We start from the raw sequence: 12,385 nt of genomic DNA on the forward strand, positions 1-12,385 counted from the left end.
CTGATCGCCCCGATCGCCATGGAAGAAGGCCTGCGCTTCGCCATCCGCGAAGGCGGCAAGACCGTCGGCGCCGGTGTGGTTGCCAAGATCGTTGCCTAAGCGATCTGACTGTTAGAATCTAGGGGTATAGCTCAATTGGCAGAGCGTCGGTCTCCAAAACCGAAGGTTGATGGTTCGATTCCTTCTGCCCCTGCCACCATCATCTAGATGGTCATATAGCCCGCTAATGATTTAGCGGGCTTATGCGTCTTAGCCAGGCGCATTTATTTGCTGGAAATTTGCCAAAAATGGCCACTACACAGGTTGAGACCGTCACGTCAACGGCTGACAAACTCAAGCTGACTGCTGCAGTCGGTTTGGTTGTCCTGGCTGTTGTTGCCTATTATTTGCTGTCCGGCCATGGTGCGCTGGTCCGCTGGGCTGCGCTGCTGGTCGGCCTGGTTGCGGCCGTCGCTGTGTTTCTGAGTGCCGAGCATGGTCGTCAGCTGATTGCTTTTGGCCAAGATTCTGTCCGAGAAGTCAAAAAAGTCGTGTGGCCCACTCGCCAGGAAACGACGCAGATGACGTTGTACGTCTTTGCGTTCGTCGTGGTGATGTCGCTGTTTTTGTGGTTGACCGATAAAACGCTGGAATGGGTGCTGTATGGCCTGATTCTGGGCTGGAGATAAGTATGACTGAGAGTTCTTCGGTGGAGTCTGTGGATCAAGCCAACCAGGGTGCCGTGCCGCACCCTGATATGCGTTGGTATGTGGTCCACGCCTACTCCGGTATGGAGAAGGCTGTTGAGCGCAACATCACCGAGCGCGTGAACCGCGCCGGCATGCAGGACAAGTTCGGTCGCATCATGGTGCCGACCGAAGAAGTGGTCGAGATCAAGAACGGCCAGCGCCGTACGACCGAACGCCGTTTCTTCCCCGGCTACGTGCTGGTCGAGATGGTGATGGACGACGACACCTGGCATCTGGTCAAGCACACCAGCAAGGTGACCGGTTTTGTGGGGGGCGCGCGCAACCGTCCTTCGCCCATTTCCGAAGAGGAAGTGCAGAAGATCGTCAGCCAGATGCAGGAAGGCACCGACAAGCCCCGCCACAAGGTGGAGTTCGAGGTCGGCGAGCTGGTTCGCGTCAAGGAAGGCCCGTTCGCGGACTTCAACGGCTCGGTCGAGGAAGTCAATTACGAGAAGAGCAAGCTGCGTGTGTCGGTGACCATCTTCGGTCGCGCCACGCCGGTCGAGCTCGAGTTCGCTCAGGTCGAAAAAACCTGAGCCTGATTCGGTAGTTTGTGGGGTCTTGCCATTTTCGGCTCGGGCAAGACCATCAAGACCAGAGCCCCAACCCCGGGGAGTCGCAGCGTTCGCTGCGGCGTTCGTACCCGCAAGGAGTAAACCATGGCGAAAAAAATCGTCGGTTTTGTGAAGCTGCAAGTGCCAGCTGGCAAGGCCAATCCGTCGCCGCCTATCGGCCCTGCACTGGGTCAGCGCGGTCTGAACATCATGGAGTTCTGCAAGGCGTTCAACGCGCAGACTCAAGGTATCGAGCCGGGTCTGCCCCTGCCGGTGGTCATCACCGCTTTTGCAGACAAGAGCTTCACCTTCATCATCAAGTCGCCCCCGGCGACCACGCTGATCAAGAAGGCGATCAAGCTCGACAAGGGTTCGGCCAAGCCGCACACCGACAAGGTGGGCAAGATCACTCGTGCACAGCTCGAAGAGATCGCAAAGGCCAAGATGAAAGATATGAACGCTGCTGACATCGACGGCGCAGTTCGGACCATCGCTGGTTCGGCTCGCTCGATGGGCGTGACGGTGGAGGGCGTGTAATGGCCAAGCTGACCAAGAAACAAAAAGCCCTCGCGGGCAAGGTCGAGTCGACCAAGCTGTATTCCCTGACGGACGCTCTGGCGCTGGTCAAGGAAGCCGCTACGGCCAAGTTCGATGAATCCATCGACGTGGCCGTGCAACTCGGCGTGGACGCCAAGAAGTCGGATCAAGTCGTGCGCGGCGCCGTCGTGTTGCCCAACGGCACCGGCAAGGTCAAGCGCGTGGCCGTGTTCGCCCAAGGCGCCAAGGCTGAAGAAGCCCGTGCCGCAGGCGCAGACATCGTCGGTTTCGAAGACCTGGCTGCTCAAGTCAAGGCCGGCGACATGCCTTTCGATGTGGTCATCGCTGCACCGGACGCCATGCGCGTCGTCGGTACGCTGGGCCAGATCCTGGGCCCCCGCGGCCTGATGCCCAACCCCAAGGTTGGCACCGTGACCCCTGACGTCGCAACCGCCGTCAAGAACGCCAAGGCTGGCCAGGTCCAGTTCCGCGTCGACAAGGCCGGTATCGTGCACGGCACCATCGGCCGTCGTTCGTTCGACGCCGACAAGCTCCAGGGCAACCTGGCTGCGCTGATCGATGCGCTGAACAAGGCCAAGCCGGCTTCCAGCAAGGGTGTCTACCTGCGCAAGGTTGCCGTGTCCTCGACCATGGGTGTGGGCGTGCGAGTCGACACGTCGTCCATCGCGGTGTGAACGTAGAAATTCGGTCGGTCGCAGGTGCCTTCGGGCCGTGCGGCAGACCGAGCTGGTGGGTCACCGGGCGCAAGTCCGGTGAGCCATCCAAGACCGTTGGTGCGACGCCGGTTTCGACCGGTGCCGCTTAAAAGACAAGCCAACGCAGATGGCGATCCCACTGCAGATGGAAAACGAGATTTTCTTGAAACAGTTGGTCGCTGCATTGAGGTGCGCATGAAGGGATCCCGATCCCGGATTGCGCTTTTTAAGGAGTAGACCTTGAGTCTGAATCGCAGTGAGAAAGAAGCGGTCATTGCAGAAGTGACCAGCCTCGCCGCTCAAGCTCAAACGCTCGTGATTGCGGAATACCGTGGCATCACGGTCGCCAGCATGACGAAGCTTCGTGTCGATGCCCGCAGCAAGGGTGTGACCTTGAGTGTTCTGAAGAACACCCTGGCACGCCGTGCTCTGGCCGGCAGCAGCTTCGAAGTGGTGGCAGACCAGCTGACCGGTCCGCTGATCTATGGCTTCTCTGAAGACGCCGTCGCCGCAGCCAAGGTTGTGGCCGACTTCGCAAAGACCAACGACAAGCTGGTCATTCGCGGTGGTGTGTTCGGTGGCAAGAGCCTGGACGTCGACGGCGTTAAGCAACTGGCCAACATCCCTTCCAAGGAAGTGCTGCTGGCCCAGCTGCTGGGCTTGATGCAATCCCCGATCTCGCGTACGGCACGTGTGCTGGCCGCGCTGGCGGAACAACGTGGCGAAGGCGCTGCTGCCCCCGAGGCAGAAACAGAAGCCGCAGCCGCAGCTTAAAACCAATTTTTTCGATTTAGGAAAATCCAAATGGCATTCGATAAAGACGCATTCCTGACCGCGCTCGACAGCATGACGGTCCTCGAACTCAACGACCTGGTCAAGGCCATCGAAGAGAAGTTTGGCGTGAGCGCAGCTGCAATGGCCGCTCCCGCTGCTGGCGGCGCTGCCGCTGCTGTCGTGGAAGAAAAGACGGAATTCAACGTCGTTCTGACCGAAGCCGGCGCCAACAAGGTGTCCGTCATCAAGGCCGTGCGCGAAATCACCGGCCTGGGCCTCAAGGAAGCCAAGGACCTGGTCGACGGCGCTCCGAAGAACGTCAAGGAAGGCATTGCCAAGGCCGACGCCGAAGCCGCCCTCAAGAAGCTGGTCGACGCCGGCGCCAAGGCCGAGCTCAAGTAAGCAAGGCCCTCGTTTTGCGAGCTGCAAGGGTGAAAATCCCTTGCGCCGCAAGGCAAACCAAGGCAGGTGGCGACACCTGCCTTTGGTGCTTGTGAGACGGCACTGCAAAAGGGACTGGCCGACCAGTCTTTTTTGCAGTGTTCTCTGATGTGACTGCAGAGAATGCCTTGGTTCGGGCGATGTGCAATGCATCGCCGTCCGCCATTGGTTGGTAGTGGCCAACCACCAAGTCTGCCCACGTATACGCAGGGTTTGCGTGAGGCGCGACAGTCGCCAGAGCCTCAACCGGAGATCTCATGGCCTATTCCTTTACCGAACGCAAGCGCATCCGCAAAAGTTTCGGCAGCCGCGAAAGCGTGCTTGAAATCCCTTATCTGCTGCAGATGCAACGCGATGCCTACACGGCATTCCTGCAAGCAGGTGTCGCCCCCAAGAAACGCACCCACGAAGGGCTGCAGGCCGCTTTCGAATCGGCATTCCCCATTGTCTCGCACAACGGTTTTGTGGAGATGAAGTTTGTCGAGTACAACCTCGCCAAACCCGCGTTCGACGTCCGCGAGTGCCAGACCCGTGGCCTGACGTTTGCCTCGGCCGTACGGGCCAAGGTTCAGCTGATCATCTACGATCGTGAGTCCTCGACCTCGCAGTCCAAGGTCGTCAAGGAAGTCAAGGAGCAGGAAGTCTACATGGGCGAAGTACCGCTCATGACGGACAAGGGTTCCTTCATCATCAACGGCACCGAGCGGGTGATCGTTTCCCAGCTGCACCGTTCGCCTGGCGTGTTCTTCGAACACGACAAGGGCAAGACCCACTCGTCGGGCAAGCTGCTGTTCTCGGCTCGCATCATCCCCTACCGCGGCTCGTGGCTGGACTTCGAATTCGATCCGAAGGACGTGCTGTACTTCCGTGTCGACCGCCGTCGCAAGATGCCGGTCACCATCCTGCTTAAGGCCATTGGCCTGAACCCGGAATCGATCCTGGCGAACTTCTTCGTCAACGACAACTTCCGCCTGCAGGACGAAGGCGCACAACTCGAGTTCGTGGCCGACCGCCTGCGTGGCGAAGTCGCGCGTTTCGACATCACCGACAAGTCCGGCAAGGTCGTCGTGGCCAAGGACAAGCGCATCACCGCACGCCACACGCGTGAGCTGGAGCAGTCGGGCACGACCCACATCAGCGTGCCCGAGGACTTCCTCATCGGCCGCGTGGTCGCCAAGAACATCGTCGACGAAGACACCGGCGAGATCATCGCCAAGGCCAACGAAGAACTGACCGAACTGCTGCTCAAGAAGCTGCGTTCGGCCGGCATCGTCGACCTTCAGGTGCTCTACACCAACGAACTCAACCAGGGCGCGTACATCTCGCAGACCCTGCGCATCGACGAAACCGTCGACGAGTTCGCTGCGCGCGTGGCCATCTACCGCATGATGCGCCCCGGCGAGCCGCCGACCGAAGAAGCCGTGCAGGCCCTGTTCCAGCGCCTGTTCTACAACGCCGACACCTACGATCTGTCGCGCGTCGGCCGCATGAAGTTCAACGCCAAGATCGGTCGCAACGAGTCGACCGGTCCCATGGTGCTGGACAACGACGACATCCTGTCCGTGGTCAAGATCCTGGTCGATCTGCGCAACGGCAACGGCGAAGTCGACGATATCGACCACTTGGGCAACCGCCGCGTGCGTTGCGTGGGCGAACTCGCCGAGAACCAGTACCGCACCGGTCTGGCGCGTATCGAGAAGGCCGTGAAGGAACGTCTGGGCCAGGCCGAGCAAGATCCGCTGATGCCGCACGACCTGATCAACTCCAAGCCGATTTCCGCGGCACTCAAGGAGTTCTTCGGTGCGTCGCAGCTGTCGCAGTTCATGGACCAGACCAACCCGCTGGCCGAAATCACCCACAAGCGCCGTGTTTCCGCACTGGGCCCGGGTGGTCTGACGCGCGAACGCGCAGGCTTCGAAGTGCGCGACGTTCACGTCACGCATTACGGCCGCGTGTGCCCTATCGAAACGCCTGAAGGTCCGAACATCGGCCTGATCAACTCGCTGGCCCTGTACGCCCGCCTCAACGAATACGGTTTCATCGAAACACCGTATCGCCGCGTGGTGGACGGCAAGGTGACCGACCAGATCGACTACCTGTCGGCCATCGAGGAAGGCAAGTACGTGATCGCCCAGGCCAACGCCACGCTGGACGGCGAAGGCCGCCTGACGGGCGACCTGGTGTCGGCCCGTGAAAAGGGCGACTCGACGCTGGTGAACGCCGAGCGCGTGCAGTACATGGACGTGTCGCCGGCGCAGATCGTGTCGGTGGCCGCTTCGCTCGTGCCCTTCCTGGAGCACGACGATGCGAACCGCGCGTTGATGGGCGCCAACATGTCGCGTCAGGCCGTGCCTGTGCTGCGTCCCGAGAAGCCGTTCGTCGGTACCGGCATCGAGCGCGTGGCCGCGGTCGACTCCGGCACGGTGGTCACGGCTCGCCGCGGCGGCGTGGTGGACTATGTCGATGCGACCCGTATCGTGATCCGTGTGCACGACACGGAAGCGGTGGCCGGCGAAGTCGGTGTGGACATCTACAACCTGATCAAGTATCAGCGTTCCAACCAGAACACCAACATCCACCAGCGTCCCATCGTCAAGAAGGGCGATCTGCTGGCCAAGGGCGACGTGATCGCCGACGGCGCATCGACCGATCTGGGTGAAATCGCCATCGGCCAGAACATGCTGATCGGCTTCATGCCCTGGAACGGCTACAACTTCGAAGATTCGATCATGATCTCCGAACGCGTGGTGGCCGACGACCGCTACACCTCGATCCACATCGAGGAACTGGTGGTCATGGCCCGCGACACCAAGCTGGGTGCCGAGGAAATCACGCGCGACATCCCCAACCTGTCCGAACAGCAACTGGGCCGTCTGGACGAGTCGGGCATCGTGTACGTGGGCGCCGAAGTGCAGCCCGGCGACACGCTGGTCGGCAAGGTCACGCCCAAGGGCGAAACCACGCTGACGCCTGAAGAAAAGCTGCTGCGCGCCATCTTCGGCGAGAAGGCCTCCGACGTGAAGGACACTTCGCTGCGCGTGGACCAGGGCAGCTCGGGCACCGTGATCGACGTGCAGGTCTTCACCCGTGAAGGCATCCAGCGCGACAAGCGTGCACAGCAGATCATCGACGACGAACTCAAGCGTTTCCGCCTGGACCTCAACGACCAGCTGCGCAGCGTGGAGCTCGACGCGTTCGACCGTATCGAAAAGCTGCTGACCGGCAAGACCGCCAACGGCGGCCCGAACAAGCTGTCCAAGGGCAGCAAGCTCGACAAGGCCTACCTGTCGTCGGTGGACAAGTACCACTGGTTCGACATCCGTCCGGCCGAAGACGAAGTGGCCAACCAGCTCGAGTCGATCAAGAACTCGCTGGAGCAGACACGCCACAGCTTCGACCTGGCTTTCGAAGAGAAGCGCAAGAAGCTCACGCAAGGCGACGAGCTGCCCGCCGGCGTGCTGAAGATGGTCAAGGTCTACCTGGCCGTCAAGCGCCGCCTGCAACCCGGCGACAAGATGGCCGGCCGCCACGGCAACAAGGGTGTGGTGTCGAAGATCGTTCCGGTCGAAGACATGCCCTACATGGCCGACGGCACGCCGTGCGACATCGTGCTGAACCCGCTGGGCGTGCCTTCGCGCATGAACGTGGGTCAGGTGCTGGAAGTCCATCTGGGCTGGGCAGCCAAGGGCATCGGCCAACGCATCGGCGATCTGCTGCAGCGTGAAGCCAAGGCCACCGAACTGCGCTCCTACCTCGACAAGGTCTACAACGTCGCCGGTCACAAGGAAGAGCTGGAGCAGCTCGACGACGATCAAGTCCGCGAAATGGCGGTCGAACTCTCCAAGGGCGTGCCGTTCGCGACCCCGGTGTTCGACGGTGCCGAGGAGCAGGACATCGCCGACATGCTGCAACTGGCTTTCCCGGAAGAAGTCGCCCAGGCGAAGGGTCTGACGGCCAGCCGTACCCAGGCCTATCTGTACGACGGCCGCACGGGCGATCGCTTCGAGCGTCCGACGACCATCGGCTACATGCACTACCTGAAGCTGCATCACTTGGTCGACGAGAAGATGCACGCCCGTTCGACCGGTCCGTACTCGCTGGTGACGCAGCAACCGCTGGGCGGCAAGGCCCAGTTCGGTGGCCAGCGTTTCGGGGAGATGGAAGTGTGGGCGCTGGAAGCGTATGGCGCTTCCTACGTGCTGCAGGAAATGCTGACCGTGAAGTCCGACGACGTGGTGGGCCGTACGAAGGTGTACGAGAACATCGTCAAGGGCGAGCATTCGATCGACGCCGGCATGCCCGAGTCGTTCAACGTGCTGGTCAAGGAAATTCGTTCGCTCGGTATCGATATCGAGCTGGAACGCTCTTAATTTGAAAGGGCAAGAGTTCTATGAAATCACTACTCGACCTGTTCAAGCAGTTTTCGCCCGATGAGCACTTCGATGCCATCAAGATCGGCCTGGCTTCTCCCGAGAAGATCCGTGCCTGGTCTTTCGGTGAGGTGAAGAAGCCGGAAACCATCAACTACCGTACGTTCAAGCCCGAACGCGACGGCCTGTTCTGCGCCAAGATCTTTGGCCCGATCAAGGACTACGAGTGCCTGTGCGGCAAGTACAAGCGCCTCAAGCATCGCGGCGTGACGTGCGAGAAGTGCGGCGTGGAAGTGACGCAGGCCAAGGTGCGCCGCGAGCGCATGGGTCACATCGACCTGGCCGCGCCCTGCGCGCACATCTGGTTCCTGAAGTCGCTGCCGTCGCGTCTGGGCCTGGTGCTCGACATGACGCTGCGCGACATCGAACGCGTGCTGTACTTCGAAGCCTACGTGGTGATCGACCCGGGCATGACCCCGCTGAAGAAGTTCAGCATCATGTCCGAGGACGACTACGACGCCAAGCGCAAGGAATACGGCGACGAGTTCGTGGCGAAGATGGGTGCCGAAGGCATCAAGGATCTGCTCGAGGACATCGACCTCGACACCGAGATCGAACGCCTGCGCAACGACATCAGTGCCGGTGGTTCCGAAGTCAAGCTCAAGAAGAACGCCAAGCGCCTGAAGGTGATCGAGGCTTTCAAGAAGTCCAAGATCAAGCCCGAGTGGATGGTGCTGGACGTGCTGCCCGTGCTGCCGCCGGACCTGCGTCCGCTGGTGCCGCTGGACGGCGGCCGCTTCGCGACCTCCGACCTGAACGACCTGTATCGCCGCGTCATCAACCGCAACAGCCGCCTGCGTCGCCTGCTCGAGCTGAAGGCGCCTGAAATCATCGCGCGCAACGAAAAGCGCATGCTGCAGGAAGCCGTCGACTCGCTGCTGGACAACGGTCGCCGTGGCAAGGCCATGACGGGCGCCAACAAGCGTGCACTGAAGTCGCTGGCCGACATGATCAAGGGCAAGAACGGCCGCTTCCGCCAGAATCTGCTGGGCAAGCGCGTCGACTACTCGGGTCGTTCGGTGATTACCGTGGGCCCGACCCTGAAGCTGCACCAGTGCGGTCTGCCGAAGCTGATGGCGCTCGAACTGTTCAAGCCCTTCATCTTCTCGCGCCTGGAAGCCATGGGCATCGCCACCACGATCAAGGCGGCCAAGAAGGAAGTCGACGCCGGTACGCCGGTGGTGTGGGACATCCTCGAAGAGGTGATCAAGGAGCATCCGGTGATGCTCAACCGCGCACCGACGCTGCACCGACTGGGCATCCAGGCTTTCGAGCCCATGCTGATCGAAGGCAAGGCCATTCAACTGCATCCGCTGGTCTGCGCGGCTTTCAACGCCGACTTCGACGGTGACCAGATGGCCGTTCACGTGCCGCTGTCCGTGGAAGCGCAGATGGAAGCCCGCACGCTGATGCTGGCCTCCAACAACGTGCTGTTCCCCGCCAACGGCGAGCCGTCCATCGTGCCTTCGCAAGACGTGGTGCTGGGTCTGTACTACACGACCCGCGACCGCATCAACGGCAAGGGCGAAGGCATGGTCTTTGCCGACATCGGCGAAGTCCAGCGTGCGCTGGATGCCGGTGTGGCCGAGCTGACCGCCAAGATCAGCGTTCGCCTGACCGAATGGGTCAAGAACAAGGAAACCGGTGAGTTCGAGCCGCAAGTCAACCTGGTGCAGACCACGGTGGGCCGCGCTCTGCTGTCCGAAATCCTGCCCAAGGGCCTGGCGTTCGAGAACATCAACAAGGCGCTGAAGAAGAAGGAAATCTCGCGTCTGATCAACGTGTCGTTCCGTCGCTGCGGTCTCAAGGAGACCGTGGTGTTCGCCGACAAGCTGCTGCAGGCCGGTTTCCGTCTGGCCACGCGCGCCGGTATCTCGATCGCGATCGAGGACATGCTGGTGCCGCCCGAAAAGGTCGGCATCATCGATGCGGCCGAAAAAGAGGTCAAGGAAATCCAGCAGCAGTACGTCTCGGGTCTGGTGACCTCCGGCGAGCGCTACAACAAGGTGGTCGACATCTGGGGCAAGGCGGGCGACGCCGTGTCCAAGGTGATGATGGCCCAGCTGGCCAAGCAGAAGACCACCGACCGCCACGGCAACGAGGTGGATCAGGAGTCCTTCAACTCCATCTACATGATGGCCGATTCGGGTGCTCGCGGTTCCGCAGCCCAGATTCGCCAGCTCGCCGGCATGCGTGGCCTGATGGCCAAGCCCGACGGCTCGATCATCGAGACGCCTATCACCGCGAACTTCCGCGAAGGCCTCAACGTGCTGCAGTACTTCATCTCCACCCACGGTGCCCGTAAGGGTCTCGCGGATACGGCGCTGAAGACGGCCAACTCGGGTTACCTGACCCGTCGTCTGGTGGACGTGACGCAGGATCTGGTCATCACCGAAGACGACTGCGGGACCTCGAACGGCAACTACATGCGCGCCATCGTCGAAGGCGGTGAAGTGATCGAGTCGCTGCGCGACCGCGTGCTGGGCCGCACCACGGCCGAAGAAGTGCTGCACCCGGAAACGCGTGCACTGCTGCTGCCGCCCGGCACCATGCTCGACGAAGACGCGCTGGACATGCTGGAAGAAGCGGCGGTCGACGAAGTCAAGGTCCGTACGGCCCTGACTTGCGAGACCCGCTTCGGCCTGTGCGCCAGCTGCTATGGCCGCGACCTCGGCCGCGGCTCGCTGGTCAACCGCGGCGAAGCCGTGGGTGTGATCGCTGCCCAGTCGATCGGTGAACCCGGTACCCAGCTGACCATGCGCACGTTCCACATCGGTGGCGCGGCTTCGCGTGCGGCCGTGGCCTCCAGCGTGGAAGCCAAGTCCAGCGGTCTGATCAGCTTCAACTCGACCATGCGCTACGTGACCAACACGCGTGGCGAACTGGTGGTGATTGCCCGCTCCGGCGAAATCATCATCCAGGACGAGCATGGCCGCGAGCGTGAACGTCACAAGGTGCCTTACGGTGCCACGCTGACGATCAAGGCCGACCAGTCGATCAAGGCCGGTACGATCCTGGCCAACTGGGACCCGCTGACCCGCCCGATCATCACGGAATTCGCCGGTCAGGTGAAGTTCGAGAACGTCGAGGAAGGCCTGACGGTTGCCAAGCAGGTCGACGAAGTGACCGGTCTGTCCACGCTGGTGGTGATCGATCCGAAGCGCCGCGGCTCCACCAAGGTGGTGCGTCCGCAGGTGAAGCTGGCCGATGCCCAGGGCAACGAAGTGAAGATCCCCGGCACCGATCACTCGGTGACGATCGGCTTCCAGGTCGGCGCTCTGATCCAGGTGCGTGACGGTCAGGACGTGGGCCCCGGCGAAGTGCTGGCCCGTATCCCGGTCGAAGGCCAGAAGACCCGCGACATTACCGGCGGTCTGCCGCGTGTGGCCGAGCTGTTCGAAGCCCGTTCACCCAAGGACAAGGGCATGCTGGCCGAAATGACCGGTACCGTGTCGTTCGGCAAGGAAACCAAGGGCAAGGTCCGCTTGCAGATCACCGATCCGGACGGCAAGGTCTGGGACGAACTCGTGCCGAAGGAAAAGAACATCCTGGTGCACGAAGGCCAGGTGGTCAACAAGGGCGAAGTCGTGGTGGACGGTCCGGCCGATCCGCAGGACATCCTGCGCCTGCTGGGCATCGAGGAACTCTCGCGCTACATCGTCGACGAAGTGCAGGACGTCTACCGCCTGCAGGGTGTGAAGATCAACGACAAGCACATCGAGGTGATCGTTCGCCAGATGCTGCGCCGTGTCGTGGTCGAGAACTCGGGCGATTCGACCTACATCTCCGGTGAACAGGTCGAGCGTTCGGAAATGTTCAACACCAACGACGCGCTGCGTGCCGATGGCAAGCAACCGGCGACCTACAGCAACGTGCTGCTGGGCATCACCAAGGCTTCGCTGTCGACCGATTCGTTCATCTCGGCCGCTTCCTTCCAGGAAACGACCCGGGTGCTGACCGAAGCGGCGATCATGGGCAAGCGCGACGAGCTGCGCGGTCTGAAGGAAAACGTCATCGTGGGTCGTCTGATCCCGGCCGGTACCGGCCTGGCGTACCACGATGCCCGCAAGGCCAAGGATGCCATGGACGAAGCCGAACGCCGTGCGATCGCCGAAGCCGAGGCCGCCGAGGTCGCTGCCTCGGAGACCGAAGTGGTGGAAGGCGCCGGCGAGGCGCCCGCCGCCGAGTAAGGACGGACATGCGGC

8 protein-coding genes, 1 tRNA gene and 1 pseudogene are annotated in these 12,385 nt (G+C 61.6%); all 10 read left to right on the forward strand.

The genetic code is table 11. The features are described from left to right. Window positions 1-99, forward strand: a pseudogene (locus tag EC845_RS06255) (elongation factor Tu); the annotation flags it as partial. Between the two features lie 21 nt (window positions 100-120). Further along, window positions 121-196: transfer RNA gene (locus EC845_RS06260), tRNA-Trp, on the forward strand. Window positions 197-287: 91 nt separating this feature from the next. Continuing rightward, window positions 288-668, forward strand: a complete 381-nt coding sequence (gene secE, locus EC845_RS06265; RefSeq protein WP_123296391.1) for a preprotein translocase subunit SecE — start codon at window positions 288-290, stop codon at window positions 666-668. A gap of 2 nt (window positions 669-670) precedes the next feature. Next, complete coding sequence (gene nusG, locus EC845_RS06270) at window positions 671-1,264, forward strand: transcription termination/antitermination protein NusG (RefSeq protein ID WP_123296392.1); 594 nt, start codon at window positions 671-673, stop codon at window positions 1,262-1,264. 123 nt (window positions 1,265-1,387) lie between these two features. After that, window positions 1,388-1,819: a 50S ribosomal protein L11 gene (gene rplK, locus EC845_RS06275; protein WP_123296393.1), complete on the forward strand. Its 432-nt coding sequence runs from the start codon at window positions 1,388-1,390 to the stop codon at window positions 1,817-1,819. Continuing rightward, on the forward strand, window positions 1,819-2,514 hold the full coding sequence (gene rplA, locus EC845_RS06280; RefSeq protein WP_123296394.1) for a 50S ribosomal protein L1: 696 nt from the start codon (window positions 1,819-1,821) through the stop codon (window positions 2,512-2,514). Before rplK ends, rplA begins: the two co-directional genes overlap by 1 nt. 261 nt (window positions 2,515-2,775) lie before the next feature. Beyond that, on the forward strand, window positions 2,776-3,309 hold the full coding sequence (gene rplJ / locus EC845_RS06285; protein WP_123296395.1) for a 50S ribosomal protein L10: 534 nt from the start codon (window positions 2,776-2,778) through the stop codon (window positions 3,307-3,309). Window positions 3,310-3,339: 30 nt separating this feature from the next. Beyond that, window positions 3,340-3,711, forward strand: a complete 372-nt coding sequence (gene rplL / locus EC845_RS06290) for a 50S ribosomal protein L7/L12 (protein WP_123296396.1) — start codon at window positions 3,340-3,342, stop codon at window positions 3,709-3,711. Between the two features lie 296 nt (window positions 3,712-4,007). Further along, entirely contained in the window at window positions 4,008-8,120 is a 4,113-nt protein-coding gene (gene rpoB / locus EC845_RS06295; protein ID WP_123296397.1) for a DNA-directed RNA polymerase subunit beta, read from the forward strand. A 20-nt stretch (window positions 8,121-8,140) separates the two neighbouring features. Next, entirely contained in the window at window positions 8,141-12,370 is a 4,230-nt protein-coding gene (gene rpoC / locus EC845_RS06300; protein ID WP_123296398.1) for a DNA-directed RNA polymerase subunit beta', read from the forward strand. The last annotated feature ends 15 nt before the right edge of the window (window positions 12,371-12,385 follow it).

Origin of the sequence: Comamonas sp. BIGb0124, assembly GCF_003752175.1 — a bacterium.
Taxonomy (GTDB): domain Bacteria; phylum Pseudomonadota; class Gammaproteobacteria; order Burkholderiales; family Burkholderiaceae_C; genus Comamonas_F.

Excerpts from the sequence above, each read along its gene's own strand:
- secE (WP_123296391.1), top strand. The coding sequence starts at position 288 with ATGGCCACTACACAGGTTGAGACCGTCACGTCAACGGCTGACAAACTC.
- nusG (WP_123296392.1), top strand. The coding sequence starts at position 671 with ATGACTGAGAGTTCTTCGGTGGAGTCTGTGGATCAAGCCAACCAGGGT.
- rplK (WP_123296393.1), top strand. The coding sequence starts at position 1,388 with ATGGCGAAAAAAATCGTCGGTTTTGTGAAGCTGCAAGTGCCAGCTGGC.
- rplA (WP_123296394.1), top strand. The coding sequence starts at position 1,819 with ATGGCCAAGCTGACCAAGAAACAAAAAGCCCTCGCGGGCAAGGTCGAG.
- rplL (WP_123296396.1), top strand. The coding sequence starts at position 3,340 with ATGGCATTCGATAAAGACGCATTCCTGACCGCGCTCGACAGCATGACG.
- rpoB (WP_123296397.1), top strand. The coding sequence starts at position 4,008 with ATGGCCTATTCCTTTACCGAACGCAAGCGCATCCGCAAAAGTTTCGGC.
- rpoC (WP_123296398.1), top strand. The coding sequence starts at position 8,141 with ATGAAATCACTACTCGACCTGTTCAAGCAGTTTTCGCCCGATGAGCAC.